Source organism: Spirosoma arboris (assembly GCF_009754945.1).
GTDB classification, from domain to species: Bacteria; Bacteroidota; Bacteroidia; order Cytophagales; family Spirosomataceae; genus Spirosoma; species Spirosoma arboris.
In genome coordinates this window covers 594,111-613,251 of sequence record NZ_WPIN01000003.1, presented here as the reverse complement: position 1 = coordinate 613,251, position 19,141 = coordinate 594,111, and the positions used below count along the sequence as shown (strand labels likewise).

The 19,141-nt window shown below is 43.2% G+C and carries 10 protein-coding genes, 1 tRNA gene and 1 pseudogene; 9 read left to right on the top strand and 3 right to left on the bottom strand.

All coding sequences use genetic code 11. From position 1 onward, the window contains the following. The first annotated feature begins 1,458 nt into the window (after positions 1-1,458). The 3 genes from GO755_RS10320 (at position 1,459) to GO755_RS10310 (ending at position 8,048) form a co-directional block, all read left to right on the top strand. Positions 1,459-4,791 (top strand): right-handed parallel beta-helix repeat-containing protein, encoded by a 3,333-nt coding sequence (locus GO755_RS10320; RefSeq protein WP_157584657.1) that lies wholly within the window; start codon positions 1,459-1,461, stop codon positions 4,789-4,791. 680 nt (positions 4,792-5,471) lie between these two features. After that, positions 5,472-6,431: an RHS repeat domain-containing protein gene (locus tag GO755_RS10315; protein ID WP_157584656.1), complete on the top strand. Its 960-nt coding sequence runs from the start codon at positions 5,472-5,474 to the stop codon at positions 6,429-6,431. A gap of 489 nt (positions 6,432-6,920) precedes the next feature. Next, positions 6,921-8,048, top strand: coding sequence for a hypothetical protein (locus GO755_RS10310; protein ID WP_157584655.1), 1,128 nt, complete (start codon positions 6,921-6,923; stop codon positions 8,046-8,048). 124 nt (positions 8,049-8,172) lie between these two features. Here GO755_RS10310 and GO755_RS10305 read toward each other — a convergent pair. Then, positions 8,173-8,256: transfer RNA gene (locus tag GO755_RS10305), tRNA-Thr, on the bottom strand. Between the two features lie 137 nt (positions 8,257-8,393). Further along, positions 8,394-10,721 (bottom strand): DUF349 domain-containing protein, encoded by a 2,328-nt coding sequence (locus GO755_RS10300; RefSeq protein WP_157584654.1) that lies wholly within the window; start codon positions 10,719-10,721, stop codon positions 8,394-8,396. Between the two features lie 83 nt (positions 10,722-10,804). Here GO755_RS10300 and pdxH point away from each other — a divergent pair, with 83 nt between their 5' ends. The 6 genes and pseudogenes from pdxH (at position 10,805) to GO755_RS10275 (ending at position 18,415) form a co-directional block, all read left to right on the top strand. Then, positions 10,805-11,446: a pyridoxamine 5'-phosphate oxidase gene (gene pdxH / locus GO755_RS10295; protein WP_157584653.1), complete on the top strand. Its 642-nt coding sequence runs from the start codon at positions 10,805-10,807 to the stop codon at positions 11,444-11,446. A 141-nt stretch (positions 11,447-11,587) separates the two neighbouring features. Beyond that, positions 11,588-13,159, top strand: a complete 1,572-nt coding sequence (locus GO755_RS10290) for an MFS transporter (protein WP_157584652.1) — start codon at positions 11,588-11,590, stop codon at positions 13,157-13,159. A gap of 57 nt (positions 13,160-13,216) precedes the next feature. Continuing rightward, positions 13,217-13,438, top strand: coding sequence for a DUF6814 family protein (locus tag GO755_RS10285; protein ID WP_157584651.1), 222 nt, complete (start codon positions 13,217-13,219; stop codon positions 13,436-13,438). Positions 13,439-13,535: 97 nt separating this feature from the next. After that, on the top strand, positions 13,536-15,431 hold the full coding sequence (acs, locus tag GO755_RS10280; RefSeq protein ID WP_157584650.1) for an acetate--CoA ligase: 1,896 nt from the start codon (positions 13,536-13,538) through the stop codon (positions 15,429-15,431). 170 nt (positions 15,432-15,601) lie between these two features. Next, a pseudogene (locus GO755_RS42170) lies at positions 15,602-16,174 on the top strand (leucine-rich repeat domain-containing protein); the annotation flags it as partial. Positions 16,175-16,186: 12 nt separating this feature from the next. Continuing rightward, positions 16,187-18,415 (top strand): COR domain-containing protein, encoded by a 2,229-nt coding sequence (locus GO755_RS10275; RefSeq protein ID WP_227686929.1) that lies wholly within the window; start codon positions 16,187-16,189, stop codon positions 18,413-18,415. Between the two features lie 30 nt (positions 18,416-18,445). Here GO755_RS10275 and GO755_RS10270 read toward each other — a convergent pair whose 3' ends face one another. After that, entirely contained in the window at positions 18,446-18,985 is a 540-nt protein-coding gene (locus GO755_RS10270; protein WP_157584648.1) for a hypothetical protein, read from the bottom strand. Positions 18,986-19,141 lie beyond the last annotated feature (156 nt).

Here is a 19,141-nt window from a genome sequence, read left to right as displayed (position 1 = left end):
CTAGCGGAAATTTATATTTTATAAATATACACAATTTATTCATGATAAAGTACAGGTATTTGGTTGAGTAGAAAAAGTAACTTAATCTGACAACCAAATTAAGTATATTTGAACATTAATACATAAGTAGATTGAATAATAGCGAAAATATTATCTGGAGTTTTAAGGCCATTACCTCATTCTTATAAACACCTAGCTACTTTTTCTAAGTTAGTTGAGCACAGTCGGTTCGCTTTTCTTATAACGCGCACTCTTCCAGAACAAATCAAACAATTGGAGGGTAGATTTTTGATGGCTTATGTATGAATGCTCAAATGGTGGTTCAGGTAGGCAAATTAAATGGTCCATTCAGGGGGTTTAGAACGCAACTCACTCGATTTACCTTTTTAAATGGCGTGAGTTGGCTACAGAATGAGCCTAAATACCTTTATTACTATGCCCATAGTCCTCGAGCAAGAGTTATATATGAATCGGGAGTCTATATACTCGAAGTAGATGGAACCAGTGAAACAGTGCAGGTCATTCGAGAATCCTGATAAACTAAACAGTTGTCTAGTTTATATCTTCTCTACCTATCTCACTGGTCTATAGTTCTAACTTAAGAATCTGTAGTTTTCTTGTCTTCTAAGCATTTTACAATAATTGGCTATGTAGAAATACATGATCGCATTCCTATCGAGAACTGCATGTTATTAGCGAGTTGTCCCTTGGTTATGTAATTATTTCATGGTAATAAAGTGTCTTATTACTACTGGAAACCACACTACTACCTAGCCCAAGGCTACGCTAATGGCTTTACCCAAGTAAGAACTGGTTATGTCTGATCACAATAGGCCTGAAGACGAAAAAAGGTCAGAAATGCCGGAAATATACGATCAGGAATTAGGGCCCGCTCCAGAATTCCCAGTCCGATTTATAGTGACTGCATATGCAGTTATGATAACAATTTCCTTTTTGTTGTTGATTCTAAAGCAAACAGCTTTGATCAATTGGTCTTGGTGGTGGATAAGTCTGCCGTTCTGGTCAATGCCAGTCGGATTCGTATTATTTATTCTGGTAGCCCTTTTGCCAACAGCGTGGTATAAACTCAAAAGGGCTTTAAACATTTGCAAATGAGGACTACCTACAAACTAGTATAAAGGTGCACCGAAGATCAATTAGTCTTGGCCTTTTAAATGTAACTACTACTAACTGGCGAAAACAATAATATCTTTCTTAACTCTATGCTATCTATAAACAGAAAATAATTGAGGTGATATTGAGTGGTCTAATTTCGCTAGATAGCTCCAATTCCCCTGCTAAGCCACTTTACCGACTACGGAATCCTAGTCATAAGTCTATATCGATTAGCATAAACTTAGTATTGTGAATGTAGAAATCAATGTAGCCTAGCGCTTAAAAATAAGTAAATTAGTTATAATCAGTCAACAAAATTGTTGTTAGAAATCTCATTCACCTATGCAACATACTAGTGTAATTAAACTTTTCTTGCAATCTATTTTCTTGATTTTTCAATTAACAGCTTTGGGACAAAGTACCTATTATGTATCTAGCTTGGGTAATGATTCAAACTCAGGAAAAACAAGTAGTGTCCCTTTTCAGAGTTTATCCAAAGTGAATACTCTGACTTTACAACCCGGTGATTCCATACTTTTTCGTCGAGGTGATATATTCAGGGGGACATTGACGATACGACGATCAGGCTCAGCGAGCCGTCCTATTGTTTTCGACGCGTATGATAACGGTATTAAGCCAGTAATATCTGGTTCGGTACCTGTCAGTACCTGGTCATCTATTGGTGATAATATCTGGCAAGCTTCCTGCCCTTCTTGCGGCTCTTCTGTAACAGGGTTATATATCAGTAATAATGCATTGCCATTAGGGCGTTACCCCAATAGTGATGCGATTAATAAAGGGTATTTAACTATTAGTGCTCACACAGATAAATATCAAATTTTTAGTCAAGAGCATTTACCTGATGGTATTGATTGGAAGGGTGGTGAAGTAGTTATGAGGCCAACGCAATGGATTATTGATCGGGCAATTATTGATCATCAATATGGCGATGCACTTAATTTAATAAATAATTCGAATTACTCCCCAGCTGACGGCTGGGGTTACTTTATTCAGAGTCACCCGGCTACCCTTGATCAAAATGGTGAGTGGTATTACAATGCAGTGGATAAGACTATTCGGCTATTTTCGGCTCAAACGAATCCCAATAATCAATTTATTACAGCAACAAAACAAAGTAGAGGGATTGATCTGGCAAATTGTTCAAATGTGCAGGTGCGTAACTTGGTTTTTACTCAAACTCTTAATGAAGGTGTATTTGCTACTAATGTATCGAGTTTTACTATCACCGGCAATGATATTACGAACTCAGGCGAAGATGGACTGATTATAAAGGGAACAGGAAATAATATAGTGATAGAAAATAATCATATCTATGATGTCAATAACAACGGTTTCGTGATTGAGGCTTACCAAAATGTCACTTTTAAAAACAATAGTTTACGACGAATTGGTATACTAGCGGGGCGCGGTAAGGGGGGCGACGGACAATATAGTGGTTTACAATCAAAAGCAAATACTAACGTATTAATTGCCAATAATGTTATTGACAGTATTGGCTATAATGGTATCACATTCTGGAATAATACTACTATACAGCAGAATCGAATTTCTAATTATTGCATGACCAAGAGTGATGGAGGTGGTTTATATGTATGGAACTTTCCAAAGTACGCCATGGCTAATATCCACATCGTATCAAATATTATTTATAATGGTATTGGAGCGCCAGAAGGGTCATTCAGACGGGAGTATTCAGGCGCTAACGGGATTATGCTAGATGATTGTGTTGAAAATGTTGAGTTGAAGGATAATACGATATTCAATAATCATCAGTGGGGGATATATCTCCATGGGAGCAGCAATATCACACTCAACGGCAATACATCATTTGATAATAAGGTTGCTCAGTTCGTTATGTACCATGATGGAGGGTATTGCCCTTTTCGAAATAACACTGTAAAGAATAATGTTTTTGTTAGTAAACAGATTTCCCAGCTAACTGGACAATACGAATCAAATACAAATGACTTAGCGTTGTACGGAGATATAGATAGTAATTATTATGCTCGTCCTTTTAATGATCAGACTTCAATATTCGCAGTCATTAACGCGACGCAGGCTTTTTTATATGGGTTACCAGATTGGCGTAATTTATCGGGCGGTAAGGATATTCATTCCCAAAGCAGCCCTATTACCTATTCCGTTTTTAAAAATGAAGGATCAGGCGGAGTTCCACGTTTAAACAGCACCTTCGAGTCTAATAGCGATGATTGGGCTGTTATTTATAGTCGCTATAACAATGCAGAATCCACTCTGGATAATACAAATAAACTTGATGGAGGGAGCCTTCGGGTGAGTTTTACTTCTCCTTCAGGCCAAACTGACTCATATGCGCAGATTGCTAAACGATTTGGTACTATAACAAAAGACAAAACATATGTACTTCGTTTCGATGCTGTTGCAACTGCAGATGTTAATGTATTAGTATACTTAAGGCAATATGGACCACCTTTTGAGGAATATGACAGGCGATATACGGTATCAATGGGTTTGAATCGCAAAAGTTATGAACTCCCTTTTATAGCATCAGTAGACGGTATAGACCCTGTTGTCATGTTTCAAGTTGACGGAGAAGGCTCAACTTTCTGGCTTGATAATATTCGCCTTCAAGAGGGTGTTTCAATAAGGAATGAGCCAAATGATTTTATCAAACTGTTTTATAACTCAACCCTAAAAGACAGTATTATTACATTAACTGATCGTTATCGGGATGCCAAGAATCAACTCTATTTGAATTCAGTTACCCTTAAACCATTTACATCTGTTATTTTATTTAAAGAAATTTTACCGGTACAAACACCAGCTGATCTAAGTCTTGCTCTACAAAGTGATAAACGATATCTGAATCTTGGTGCTATCGCTACATTCAAAGTTCGTATTAGCAATCAGGGTAATACTCCAGCTTCACTAGCTCGTTGGACGTTGCGATTACCAGCCAACAGTCAAATTGTTAGTGATAGTTCGAGCCTCTCCAGTGATAACGTTTTAATAGGAACGGTAAATCAACTTGCTCCCCTGTCAGATACTACTTTTACGTTCTCTATCAAACCAGTCTCCGCTGGCTTGTTCCGACTGACGGCCCAATTAACAACGGCAACATCGCCTGATCCCGATAGTACCCCAAACTCTGGAACAGCCGATGGTGAAGATGATACCGCTGTGGCCGAATTACGTGTTGGCACATTAACTACGAACGTTTTTGAGTCACCAAACCCTAACCAACGATCGTTGCCCCCACCCATTTCTAATCAGCCTTTGCCTAATCCCAATCAGGCAGATCTTAGTTTACGAATGGAAATGAGTAGTCGGGCGCCTAAAATAGGCGAAATAATTACCTGTACTATCTATGTGAGTAACGCTGGTGGCAGCACTGCTGATGGCGTGCAGTTGCAGAATCAGTTACCTGATGGTTTTGACTTAGTAGAGTCTGGGAATTGGATGATTAACGGACGTTTTCTCAGTACTACCTTGTTGCCTATTGCTGCTAGTTCCACTATAAGCTCAACCTTTCAGATTAAAATAATAAGACCTGGTGTTTGGATTAATCAAGCTCAAATAAACGCGTCAACCATGGATGATCCTGATTCAACGCCAGGCAATGGTTTTACAAATGGCGAAGATGACACCGCACAGGTCGATATACGTGTTCCCTAAAGAGTTTATTGATTAAAGGCAACAGAGCGAGTAGTAATTTTGGTAATGGAATATATTATACAATTTAAGTTTGAATTGTTGGTTTCTGGCGATTTAGCCCTATTGGGATTTACCTGAAGCAATGTTATCTTCGAGAATATACAGTGTGTTGATTGGTATGAGAAAGGGGACATACTTCTGTTAGTCTAGTGAAAGAATAAACAGAAGACTACCGCCAACAGGTTTTATCGCCAAAGAAAAAAACGGGTTGGGTATCTACTCCCCCGGCTCTGGCCAAACTAAGTATTCACGAATAGCCTATTATAAATCTGTCTTAATTGCTCACTCTCTGGCACGTTTGATAATAGGGTGTATTTCGTTTCTTTTCTAAAAGAATTCACGGAAACCCGATAGTCAGCCCAGAACTCCGACCTTACCGTATTTGGCATCCAGACTGCTATAACTCTCGTCTGAGCTTTTATTCGATTCAAGTCATCTGGATCAAATCATTTTCCAGAGTGAGGTAAGAACAGTTAGTTTGCTATTAGCTGCAATGATTACCTTCTTAATAAGTATGAACATATATAGTTGAACAAAACGACCTAAATTACTGCCCGTTTGCTCTGATTTAGTGAGTTTAATTGTGGCATTATTCAGTAGTGGTTAGTTTTAGTATAATTTATTGATAGACCTACTATACTATGCATATCCTTACAATCAAGCGTGCTGGATTGGCAGCTATTACTATGTTGGCAATGTTGGTTGGCTGCAAGAAGTCAACCGATGTGGTCACTACTACAAACCAAGAGTGCCAATTACAGTCCGAGCTTACCGTCCTTAACGGTGGTCTACAAACCACCACTACTACCTATACGTATAATAGTAATGGCCAACTTATTTCGAGCGTAGCCTCATCCTCGTCTTCCCTCGGCACTCCTAGTAGCTCGATTACTTATACCTATAGCTATGATGCAGCAGGAAATGTAATCACTGCCCTTACTCAGGGAGCTACCTCTACTGCTAGCATTAATATCACCAATTCTTATGAATATACGGGAGGCCAGTTAACCAAAATAACAGCCCAATACTCGGGCAGTTTACCGAGCACGACTACTGACAACTATAGCTACGACGGCACCGGCCGAATTGCCACTTATACCTATACCTCTTCTGACCCACAAAATGGTCCAGAAAGCTATACATTTACTAACGGCATACTAACGAGTGGCGCTATCACAAGAGGTGGGCAATCGTTGATGGTTGCGGTTGATAATGGTCATATTACCAGCGTGACCTATCCAGATGGCAGGAGCGAGCGCTACACTTACGATGCTAACGGCTATATTACCCGTACAGAGTCCCTAAACAAGGCGGGCACTCTTCAATCCTACACTGTTTACGAATACACAACAACGGCGTATAAGCGTGCTAGCACCCCTTACAGGGTTTTGCCCATCATCAATTTGTACGGAAGTAAGGATTTACCAGCCTCTCGGGTCGCCATTTACAATACCGATGGTAGTCTGAAGGCCGAAACTATCTATCAGTATCAGGTTAATAGTACGGGGTATATCGCCAGCACAAGCTATACACAAAACCAACCTGGGATTAGCGGCCAGACAAGTGGCTCGACTACATATACATACAGTAATTGTCAGTGAGATCATATTTGTAGGATGACGCTTTAGAAAATAGAAAGGCGAGTGAGTAGCGATGATTTAAGCCCTACTGCCTTCTACGTTATATAACAATAGACGGGTTTATCAACTCCTGCTTCAATAACCGTTGAACACTCGCCAGCACGTTCGACAGCAAATTATACCCTGTCTGCCTCGCAATAGCATCCACAGAAACCAGATAGCCAGATTAGGCATGTTCACATGCTGAGTTGGTATTTGGAATTATGACTGCTATAATCCTTGTCGGCGCGTTTATCCGATTCACATCATCCGATCCCACCGGCAGCACGACAATCACTTTCCAAAGCGCAGCAGGAACGGTCAGCTTACCCCTAGCAATAGTGGTAGCCTTCCCATTGTCCCCTTCACCAACTTCGCAATTTCGACAATATGTAAAGTAACAACAGACGGCTTAAGAAGCTAAGCTATCTTTATACCAGATACCGATCTTTATATTGCAAATACCGACGAATGAAACTTTTTGATGACTTCGAAAGAACCGACTTTACATATTCAAAACACTCGGAATCGACTTATAACTTCTATAATCGGGCAGCTCTGACTGAATTTACTGAGGTGAGATTAAGGCTGGAAGAATGGTTTACTGCTTACCCAGATAAAGATAAAGCCGAGTTTAAGCGAAACCTTGAGAAAGATTTCTCTGCTGCCTACTACGAATTATTTCTGTTTACATTATTCGTTAAAAATGGCTTTAATGTTGTAGTTCATCCGGTAATGCCTAACTCGTCAAATAAGCCTGATTTGTTGATTAGAAAGAACCAATTTGAGGCTTATCTTGAGGCTAGGGTGGTTCACGAAGTTTCGGCTAATGAAACAAAAAATGGAAACCTTAAAAAGCGAATTTATGACAAGATTAATGAGCTTAAGTCTGATTATTACGTCGTAACAATTCACGATTTAGAGATTTTGGATATGGCAAATCCGCCCTCAACGAATGACATTAATTCGTTTATTCAGGGCGTTTTGGCAAAGGCCAATTATGAATCAGATTTAGTCACGATACGCCAAGGTCGTTCTAAGTGTCCATATTATACATTAGAAAGCACGACAGTAAAGCTGGTTATCTCATTATTTCCAAAGGCCATCCCTGGTAGTAATACTGGGCCGCTAATTGGAATCTATGCAGATGAAGGTAAAGCGCAGATGGTTAATCCTGCAAAAGCGCTCACGAAGGCTTTAAACGAAAAGGCAAAACGGTATGGCCAACCAGATAAGCCATTCATAATAGCAATTAATGCTATGAGCTCCTGGGTAACTTACGAAGAAGACTATACGATTGCCTTGTTTGGTAGTGACAGCGTTAAGTTTGACTCAACAAACAGGGTTTACTTATCGGCAAATGGTTCAGAAGGGTTCTTTATTAACAAACAAGGGCATACTCACTCTAGGGTCAGCGGTGTTCTCTTTACAAAAGCTTACGATTCGAGTATAGCTGGATCAACTCTTGTTTTCTACCATAATCCGAATGCATCCCGCCCTATAGAGCCTACTGTTTTAAACGTTACTCAGAAATATCTGATAGAAGAACAATTACACACTATTGAAGGGGCAACTACAGCTTCGTTATTCGAAGTTTAGCTAAAATGTAAATCGGGTGCTAGATGAAGATATAAAAGCAGTTGTATGCAAATACGTATGCAAACAAAAAGCCGCCAACATTACTGAAGGCGGCTTTTTGTTTGTAACTATTTGATTATCAGAGAGCCAGTGGAGGGATTCGAACCCCCGACGCGCTTGCGCATCCTGATTACAAATCAGGCGGAATCGACCGCTATCCGACACTGGCAACAATTCTCAACTCGTTTCCGAATCGTGATGCAAAAGTAGACAATTTTAGACTTTTCTGCAAGACAACTATTGAAAAAAATCGAAAAAGGTGGGCTGATTTGTAACCAGCCCACCTTTTTCGATTTTTAGACTACTCTATGCCTGAGCTACACGTAGCTGATGGCGTAGATCATCCAACTGTTTTTCAGCATCGGCAATTTTTTTGTCGATGTCCGCACGGAGTTTATCCGCATTTTTGGAGCGAGCAAAGAATTCAATGTTGTTTCGATAAGTAGCAATATCGTTTTCGATAGCCGTAATACGCCGACGGATATCACCCTCGCGCTTATTGCCTGAACCGCCGTCGCGTTCACCACCTCGGTTGAAATCGCGGTCACGTCCACCCCCCCCGCTACGAGAACCCCCAGGGCGGGTTGCTTCTGCTTCACTTTGGAGCATAATTCGCTCCTTGTCTTTTGCCGGAATTTTACCCGTTGCACCAACAAGCGCGTTAACTGCGTTGATATACCGCTTCTGGGTTGATTGCATGTCCTTTTTGGGAACAAAGCCAATGGCATTCCATTCCTTCTTGAACTCATTCAGTTGCGATAGATCGGCGTTGGCATTGGCCGCGGCTTCGATCCGTTCAATAAGAGCAAGTTTCTGCGTCAGATTACCTTCAAATTCGCGCTCTGTTTCCTGATTTTTGGAGCGTTTTTTATTGAAGAACGCATCACAAGCAGCTTTGAACCGATCAAAAATAGTATTCTTCTGCTTCTCTGGAACCTGACCAATATTTTTCCACTGGCGTTGCAGCTCAATAACCGTTTGCGTCAGTTCGGGCGACTCTTCTCCAGAAGCCAGAATCGCTTCAACCTGTTCGCAAAGTTGAACTTTAGCTCGTAAATTTTCTTCGCGCTTGCTTTCGAGTTGACGGAAAAATTCACCCTTATTATGGAAGAATGTTTTTAAGGCAGCCCAGAATTTTTTGCTAAGTTCCTTACCTTCTTCGCGAGGCATCGGACCTTTAATCGCGTTCCAGCGATCTTGCAGTGCCATTACAGCCTTCGTTTTGTCGTTCCAGTCGTTGATACTGTTGGACGCAAATGAGGTGATGGGTACTAATTCTTCGTAAATCGCCGACTTTTCTTCATACAATTGAGCCGACTCTTTCCGTTGTTCGTTGGTTTGCCCACGACGTTTATCATACAGTACATCTAGGGCAACTTTCATACGCCCCCATAGTACTTCCTGCTCAGCTTTCGGGGCTGGACCTATGTGCTTGTATTCTTCAAATAGAGCGTTGGCTTCGTCGATAGTTTGCCGTGTTACGGGCGTTTCTTCCGATGCTTTTGCCATAGCTTCAACCTTCTCGATCACCTCTGTTTTCAGGCTGGTGTTTCGTTTGCGGTCGAGCTCTTTTAGCTCAAAATAGATATTGCGATTGCTGTAATACCGATCAACCAGCGCATGGTAAGTCGCCCAAAGCGTAGCGTTATGGGGCGAATTCATATTTCCAGCCGATTTCCATTCGTCCTGGATTTTCTTGAACTCGTTCCAGCTCACTTTAGGATCACCCGCATTGTTCTCGTCGGTTTCAACCAGTTCACGCAGTCGGGTTAGTAACTCCGTTTTCGATGCGAAATTGGTTTCCTTAGCCTTATCTAAATTCTGGAAGTAGGTGTTTTTCTGGCTCTTGATCTGCTTGTATAGCTCGTCGAAACGAGTAACAGCATCATCGTATTTGTATTCAAAGCCTTCTTCAGCCCCCGTTTCAGCGACATAAGCCTGCAAAGCTGCTTCACGCTCAGCCCGCTTCATCTGATCGAATAGCGGCTTCACTTCTTTCAGCACCAAATCAGCTTTCTTGAAATCATTTGGTGTAACTGATGGCGTACTGATTGCGGCCAGTTGCGTTTCGAGCAGATTTACAAAATCCTGTTTTGTAAACTGACTATAATCGACTGCAGAATGAGTCGACGTTTCGTCTTCCACCTCCGGCACATCAGCATATTGCGCCGTGATTTCTTCACTAATCTCCGGCATATCAGCTGGGACAGCAGATTCTACTACTGGCTCAGTTGTTTCTGCAACGGGAGAAGTATCTACCGTCGATTCGCCTGTTGTCTCGACAGCTGAAGTTGGAGCTACCTCAGAAACTGGCTCATCTGTCGATTCAACTGCGGAAGTTTCGGACACCTCAGGAATTTCTTCCGAAGAAGCTGTAGGTGTACTGCTATCGACAGGTGTGGCTGTTGAAGGAGTCGTTATATCAGAGTCACCCACTGCATCTGACTGCGTTTCGGCAGTCGACGCTGGTTCAGCTTCGGCCAATTCGGGCGTAGCCTCACTACCCTCGATAGATGCTTCGGGGGAGACCACAGCGGGTGTTGTGGTATCTTCGGGAATATGCACTGCCAGCGATCCGTTAGCCTGTTTAGTGGTTTCTGGTTGCTGGTTAATTTCCTGTTCTTGGTTTGCCATGTTGGGAACGTACCGATTACTTTTGCAAAAGTACGATAAAATGCGAAAATTCTTGTAGTACAGCCTTTAAACAAGCCCACAGAATGTCATCAGCAATCAGTGACTTACGTAATGAATACACATTAAGCGGTTTAGACGCTGCCGAAGTTGCATCTGACCCGATTACTCAGTTTCGACAATGGTTCGACGCTGCGTTACAGGCAGGGGTTCCTGAACCCAATGCCATGCACGTCAGCACTGTTACGCCTGAAGGCCGTCCTGACGGACGAATTGTCCTGCTGAAAGATGTATCAAACGAAGGGTTTGTTTTCTATACAAACTATGAAAGCCGAAAAGGGCGAGAACTTACGCAACATCCGTTTGCAACACTCACTTTTTTTTATGCGGAGCTCGAACGGCAGATTCGAATTGAAGGTGTGGTGGAGAAAGTAAGGCCAGCAGAGTCAGATGCTTATTTCAGCAGTCGTCCACGTGGAAGTCAGATTGGAGCATGGGTATCGAACCAATCGAATGTGATCGGCAGCCGTGATGTACTGGAGGATCGCCAGCGCGAACTGGAAGCTCAGTTTGCCGGTCAACCCGTTCCGCGACCTCCGTATTGGGGTGGTTTCCGGGTATTGCCTGATGCGGTCGAATTCTGGCAAGGTCGCTCAAGTCGACTACACGACCGGATTCGGTACCGAATCGAAGATGGAAACTGGATAATCGAACGGCTGGCCCCTTAATTATTTTTAACCATAAAGGCACAGTGAACATAAAGGAGGATATAAAAGCTTTGTGTTCACTGTGCCTCAATGGTTAAAATCTACGGTAAAACACTCTCGTTAATCGCTTTGCTAAGTTAAATCTCTCCCTTCTTATTCTGTATGAGTGCCAAGCGAACTAAAGAGAAACCGAAACCCGCCGTTAATAATCGTACCTTGTTTAGTGTTATTTCGGCCTCGTCTGTCGGAACGCTCATCGAATGGTACGATTTTTATATTTTCGGTAGTCTGGCTGCAATATTGTCATCGCAGTTTTTTCCGAAAGATAATCCCACGGCGGCATTGCTATCGACACTGGCAACCTTTGCCGCAGGCTTCATCGTTCGTCCATTCGGCGCATTGGTATTCGGGCGACTGGGCGATCTGGTTGGTCGGAAATACACGTTTTTAGTAACGTTAGTGCTGATGGGCGGCTCGACCTTCGCTATCGGCCTGATTCCGGGTTATGCTACTATAGGTTTCTGGGCACCTCTGTTAGTCTTATTGCTTCGATTAATTCAGGGATTAGCACTCGGGGGTGAATATGGTGGAGCCGCTACGTATGTGGCTGAGTACGCTCCCAAGGGTCGGCGGGGATATTACACAAGTTTTATTCAGACCACCGCCACACTAGGCCTGTTTGTGTCGCTGGGTGTAATTTTGCTGACGCGCGAGTCGCTGGGTGTTGACAAATTTGCGGAATGGGGCTGGCGTGTACCATTTCTATTATCGATTCTGCTGGTAGGTGTATCCATCGTAATTCGACTGCGAATGGCAGAGTCTCCTTTATTTTCCAAGTTAAAGACAGAAGGGAATCTCTCAAAGAATCCGCTTGCGGAGAGTTTTGGTAAGAAACAAAACCTGAAAATGGTGCTACTGGCCTTGTTTGGAGCAACAGCAGGACAGGGCGTGATCTGGTACACGGGGCAGTTTTATGCGCTGTCGTTTATCCAGAAAGCCTGTAATGTTGAGTTTGTACAGTCGAATATGATTGTGGCGATTGCCTTACTCGCTGCGACGCCATTCTTTATCGTATTTGGCGGGTGGTCGGATCGAATTGGTCGGAAGCCAATTATGTTAGCCGGTATGGCACTGGGTATACTGACCTACCGCCCAATCTATGATAAATTATATAGTCTGGCCGACTTAAGTCAGAAACAGGAATTTGTCGATGCCCAAACAATTGATCGAAAGTCGACAAAACAGGACAATGGCGGTTTACTGACTACTATGACCACAACCCATTTTTATGAGGGTGGTCTAATCGCGAAAGACATTGAAAAAACCGTTACGGCCAGTCCGGGAGCGCAACCGTCTAAACCTGAACTGAGTAAATCCGTCACCTTACCCACGGCTAGTTTCTGGTTGATGGTGCTGCTCATATTCGTGCAGGTTGTTTATGTAACAATGGTATATGGTCCCGTTGCGGCTTTCCTAGTTGAGTTATTCCCAACCCGGATTCGCTACACTTCTATGTCGCTCCCGTATCATATTGGCAATGGTATTTTTGGCGGGCTAACCCCATTTATTGCAACGGCACTGGTTGCAACGGCCACTAAAGCCAACGAAGTGGCACCAGGTTCGGTAGCGAAACCTTACCTCGAAGGGCTTTGGTATCCGATTCTGGTAGCGGGTGTCTGTTTCGTCATTGGGTTGCTGTATTTAAATAACAAGAGCGAAAGCATGAATGAGTGAAAGAGCGAAAACCTACTGGATGACTTCACTCATTCACTCTCTCTCTAATTAATCCTTATGGAAAAACTCAAACAATACTTTGGCATTATCTGGATACTAGTGGGTATCTACGTTGGTTATGATCGTATTACCGATAGCCTCACGAAGATTGGCAGCGACAAACTCGAAGATCGCGTTTTTGGCTGGGTAGTTCTCTGCGTACTGGTTCCTATCGTTGTAGGCGGACTGATTCTTTTCGGGAAATACGCCTTGGATGGAGAATATAAATCTAATGAGTGAATGAGTGATTGAGCGAATGAGTTAATAGATTTGTGGCGCCTTTTTGCGTGAGCGATTTTATTCATTCGCTCATTCACTCTTTCGTTCTTTAATCATTATGCGTATCCGAACCTTTGACGAATACCAGACTGCTTACCAGAAAAGTGTTGACGATCCTGAAGAGTTCTGGGCTGAAATCGCGCAGAATTTTCAGTGGCGTAAGCCCTGGACCAAAACTCTGCAATGGAATTTCAGCGAACCCAACATTAAGTGGTTCATTGGCGGTAAACTCAACATTACAGAAAACTGTCTTGACCGGCATCTGATTGAACGGGGTGATCAACCGGCTATTATCTGGGAACCCAACGATCCGAATGAAGCTGGCGTCACGCTTACCTATCGGATGCTACACGATCAGGTGTGCCGCTTTGCCAATGTCCTGAAACGTAATGGGGTCGTGAAGGGCGACCGGGTATGTATTTACATGCCTATGGTGCCTGAACTGGCCATTGCTGTGCTGGCCTGCGCCCGTATTGGGGCTGTCCACTCGGTAGTGTTTGGTGGTTTTTCGGCACAGAGTATCGCCGACCGTATCAACGATGCGCAATGCAAAGTGGTCGTTACTGCTGATGGCTCTTATCGGGGGAACAAGGAAATTCCACTCAAAAGCACTGTCGATGATGCGCTGATTGGTTGTCCCAGCGTTCAGAAAGTGATCGTTATGACCCGTACCCGAACCCCGGTGTCAATGCTAAAAGGCCGCGATATTTGGTGGGAACAGGAACTCAAGCAAGTTACTGCCGATTGCCCTGCCGAAGAAATGGACGCCGAAGACATGCTTTTCATTCTGTATACGTCCGGCTCAACGGGTAAACCTAAAGGTGTTGTCCATACCTGCGGAGGCTACATGGTCTATGCGACCTATACCTTCCAGAATGTATTCCAGTACGAGCCCGGCCAGGTGTTCTTCTGCACGGCGGACATTGGTTGGATTACGGGGCATAGTTACATTGTCTATGGTCCGCTGGCATCCGGTGCCACTTCAGTGATTTTTGAAGGCGTACCAACCTATCCTGATTGTGGCCGTTTCTGGGACATCACAGATAAACACAACGTTAATATTCTCTATACCGCACCAACGGCCATTCGGTCATTGATGGGATTTGGACTCGACAAAGTTGAGAACCACGACTTAAGTAGTTTGCAGGTACTTGGCTCGGTAGGGGAACCCATTAATGAAGAAGCTTGGCATTGGTACGATGATAACATCGGTAAAAACCGCTGCCCAATTGTCGATACATGGTGGCAGACCGAAACGGGGGGGATTCTGATTTCGCCGTTGGCGGGTATTACTAAAACCAAACCTACGTTTGCCACGCTTCCCTTACCCGGTGTTCAGCCAATTCTAGTCGACGAAAACGGGAAGGAGATTGAAGGAAACGGTGTTAGCGGAAACCTCTGCATGAAATTCCCTTGGCCGGGTATTCTGCGAACCACCTACGGTGATCATGAACGTTGCCGTCAAACGTATTTCGCTACGTATCCAGGCCTGTATTTTACGGGTGATGGTTGCCTCCGCGACGAAGACGGCTACTACCGCATTACGGGACGTGTAGATGATGTACTAAATGTATCGGGCCACCGCATCGGTACCGCTGAAGTAGAAAACGCGATCAACATGCACACAGGTGTGGTTGAGAGCGCGGTGGTCGGCTATCCGCACGACATCAAAGGTCAGGGCATTTACGCCTACGTCATCACCGATCAGCAACCCGACGGTCACGATGTTGAACTAACCAAGCGCGACATTCTGGCTACCGTAACCCGGGTCATTGGCCCCATCGCCAAGCCCGACAAAATTCAGTTTGTAACAGGTTTACCCAAAACGCGCTCCGGCAAAATCATGCGCCGAATCCTGCGTAAAATTGCCGAAGGAGATACCAGTAATCTAGGCGACACCTCTACGTTGCTTGATCCGGCAGTGGTGGATGAGATTAAAGCGGGAGCGACTTAAATTGTTTCAAGTTCGTTTGTTTCAGATTTCAAGTTAAACGCCGGGCGGAGACGTCCGGCGTTTTTTGTATGCCTCCAATGGGTTAAACTTTTCAGGAAGCTCAGCCGCAATTTCAGCATAGAACCCGTAACTTTCGATCTAACCTTTACTTGTTATCCCCAATCCACGCTATGAATACCTCAACCGACGATGCCTATCAAGAAGCCTTAAAGCGCATCAATGAGTGTAAAAAAGAGAGAAGCATATCTCTTAGCTTATCTTTTTTGGATCTCACCTCCATTCCTCCGGAGGTACAACAGTTGCCACAGTTGCAGTCGTTATATGTGTCCGGCACAAAAGTTAGCGATCTGAGCCCCCTGTCTTCTCTGATCCAGTTAAAAGAGTTGGATGTTAGTAATAACCAGATCAGTGATCTGGGGCCACTTATACCATTGGCCAAATTACACACATTGTTTTTGTATGAAAATGAAATTAGTGACTTAAAGCCGCTAAAAAATTTAAAAAAGTTACAAAGGCTATCCTTAGGTGAGAACAAAATACATGATTTCAATCCATTGAAGTCTCTAACCCAGTTAAATTATTTGTATCTGCCCGATAGTCATATTAGTGATCTCAGCCCTTTTGCCAGCCTGACCAGGTTAATTGATTTGTTTTTGCCTAATAATCAGATTGAAGACCTAGGGCCATTGGCATCTCTAATTCAGTTACAAGAACTCCGTTTATCTAATAACCTAATTAGGGATCTGACTTCACTAATGTCTTTAATCCAATTGATTGATCTACAGTTGCATAATAACCAAATACATGATTTAATTCCGCTGGCCTCCTTGACCAAACTGAAAAAGTTGGATGTGGCCCAAAACCAGATTAATGTATTTCCTGAATTCCTATTACAACTGGGAATTCCAATAGAAAATAGTAATGGCTATTCAGGCAATTCATGTATAACTATTGGTGATAATCCCTGGAAACATCCACCCCTTGAAATTTTGCTCAAGGGGAACGAAAGCGTCCAGGCTTATTTTAACTCGTTAGAGAACAAACAGACCAAACCACTAAATGAGGTTAAAGTAGTTTTGATTGGTGAAGGTGCTGCAGGCAAAACTTCATTAGTTAGCCAACTATTGGGTAAAGATTTTAACCCACACCAATCGCAAACACACGGCATTCTGATTGAGCGGGGCGAATATAATTGCAAAGGAGATCGAGTGCAGGTAAACTTCTGGGATTTTGGTGGTCAGGAAATCATGCATGCTACCCACCAGTTTTTCCTAACGGAACGCAGTATTTATGTGCTGGTGCTGGATTCTCGCAAAGAAGATCAGACTGAATACTGGCTGAAACATATTGACACTTTTGGTAAACAGTCGCCTGTGTTGGTAGTTATTAATAAAATTGATGAAAATCCAGGATTTGACTTGAACCGTCCCTTTCTGACCGAAAAATATCCAGCTATCGCGAATCGCTTCTTCCGGGTATCCTGTAAACGAGGAGACGGAGTCCCAGAATTTCAGGACGAACTAAGGTCTGTTATCCAAGACATGGATATTCGGAAACAACCTTTTTCTCCCGATTGGCTGGCTGTTAAACAAACCTTAAGCACTATGAAGCGGGATTACATTACGTACAATGAATTCCAGCAGTACTGCGAGGCTGATAGTGTAACGGATGAAGCACAGCAGAAAACGTTGCTTGGCTTTTTGAATGATCTGGGAATCGTTTTTGAACACAAACGGCAGGCTACCCGGCATGATACATTTATCATGAATCCTCAATGGCTCACTCAGGCCGTGTATCGTATTATCAACTCGCCCGAGGTAACGGATAAAAATGGCTTTTTAGAATGGGATGATTTGGAAACTATTCTACACAAACCGGAAGAGACAGCGCCAGATTTAGCCCAACGTCGGAAAGAACTCAAAGTCAGTTATCCCGGCGCCAAATTTGCCTTTATCGTAAGTATGCTGGAACAGTTTGAACTTTGCTACAAAGTTGGGGAAGACCGTTGGATGATTCCTGATTTATTGCCGGTTAGCCGGAAAGATGTATCAATTGATTTTACTGGAGCGGCTCATTATTTATTTGCTTACGATTTTCTGCCCAATTCTGTTCTGCCCACCCTCATGGTGCAACTCAGCCGTTGGATTGTGCAGGACTTACAGTGGCGTACGGGTGTTGTACTGAAAGATTTGTCGTCAGAATCATATGCTTATATCGAAGCAGATAAAGAGGCAAAGTCAATCGCCATTCGAGTGAAGAGCCAGGGAGCTAACTTCCAGCGGTCATTCCTTAATTTGATTCGCCAGACTTTACAAGAAATTAATGCAAAGCTTAATATTAAAATTGAAGAGAAAGTAGCGCTGCCTGATATGCCCAATGAGTATGTTGCTTATCAGGATTTGATTGACCTACTGGACATGGGCGAGAAACAGATTCTCATTCCCAAGTTAAAACGAAGGTATACCATTAACGACTTACTGGAAGGTGTAGACGTTACCAATCGAGCTACCAATGTAGGTCGTAGTCAAACAGTAAACATCTTCATTTCGTATGCACACGAAGACGTCCAGTATAAAGACGAGTTAATGAAGTCCCTGAAACCGCTGATTCGGCAAGATAAAATACAGGTATGGCAGGATTTCGAGATTACGGCTGGTCAACGCTGGAATGACGAAATCATGGGCCATTTGGAGCGGGCGCACATTGTTATTGCCCTAATGAGCCCCGATTTCATTGATTCTGACTTTTGTTATTCTATTGAGTTAGCCAATGCATTAAAAGCGGAAGCCAGAGGAGAAAAAACAATCATTCCTATCCAAGTTAGACCGAGTGCCTGGGAGGATTTACGGCCAATTGGCGCTATACAAGGTATTCCTGCCAAGCCTGTTACAAAATATTCCAAACGCGATGATGGTTGGATGGAGGTGTATAAAGGGGTTGGAAGGGCATTAGATAGATGGCAAAACCGGTTTAACCAGACTTAATATTTCTAAATTTCTACTACCGCTCTTGCCCTATTTCACCTTAACAATCTCCCCGAAGTAGTTCATAAACAGCGTGAAATCCATCGTCTTTTTGCTCTCAGGCTCTAGCAGATGCATAGTCAGTGTAATGTAGCGCTGACCGTTGAAGGTGGGTTTGTAGATGACCTTTTGTAGGATAGACTGTTTTATGGCATCGCCACTTTTTGTAAAATACAATAGGTCGTCTTTGAGTAGCGTTCGCTTAAACATTGGACTTCCCGATTTTTTCGTTGCCAACACCGTAACCGTGTTGTTGAAGTAACACCCGTTGGCTACTTGTGTCGAACTGGTATCCTGATCCAATGTCAGCGAGACTTTTATCGACTTCCCTGATTCCTGATACACATCAGCTTTCCCGAATTTGTCAGCTTCTACAACCGATTGACAGTTCTTTGGCTTGGGAGCTGGTGCCGCAGTGGAATCTGTAGTAGCGGTGGTGGATTGAGCGGGACTGTCCTGTTTCTTGTCTGTATTTCCACCACAAGCCGTTAGCAGACTGAAGATAAAAAAAAGTAGAAAGGCGTTTTTCATGTAGTAAAAGGTCTTTAACGCAAAGAGCGCAAAGGTACCGCAAAGAGCGCAAAGAAGTATTGCTCTGTGGACTTTGCGGCAACTTTGCGGCAACTTTGCGCCCTTTGCGTTTAACTTTATTGACCTAAAATGCTCCTTTTTGTGTTAAATGAATGA

Bases quoted from the DNA above. Each gene is read 5' to 3' on its own strand.
- GO755_RS10290 (WP_157584652.1), top strand. From the start codon at position 11,588: ATGAGTGCCAAGCGAACTAAAGAGAAACCGAAACCCGCCGTTAATAAT.
- GO755_RS10270 (WP_157584648.1), bottom strand. From the start codon at position 18,985: ATGAAAAACGCCTTTCTACTTTTTTTTATCTTCAGTCTGCTAACGGCT.
- GO755_RS10320 (WP_157584657.1), top strand. From the start codon at position 1,459: ATGCAACATACTAGTGTAATTAAACTTTTCTTGCAATCTATTTTCTTG.
- GO755_RS10310 (WP_157584655.1), top strand. From the start codon at position 6,921: ATGAAACTTTTTGATGACTTCGAAAGAACCGACTTTACATATTCAAAA.
- GO755_RS10275 (WP_227686929.1), top strand. From the start codon at position 16,187: ATGTCTTTAATCCAATTGATTGATCTACAGTTGCATAATAACCAAATA.
- GO755_RS10315 (WP_157584656.1), top strand. From the start codon at position 5,472: ATGCATATCCTTACAATCAAGCGTGCTGGATTGGCAGCTATTACTATG.
- pdxH (WP_157584653.1), top strand. From the start codon at position 10,805: ATGTCATCAGCAATCAGTGACTTACGTAATGAATACACATTAAGCGGT.
- GO755_RS10285 (WP_157584651.1), top strand. From the start codon at position 13,217: ATGGAAAAACTCAAACAATACTTTGGCATTATCTGGATACTAGTGGGT.
- acs (WP_157584650.1), top strand. From the start codon at position 13,536: ATGCGTATCCGAACCTTTGACGAATACCAGACTGCTTACCAGAAAAGT.
- GO755_RS10300 (WP_157584654.1), bottom strand. From the start codon at position 10,721: ATGGCAAACCAAGAACAGGAAATTAACCAGCAACCAGAAACCACTAAA.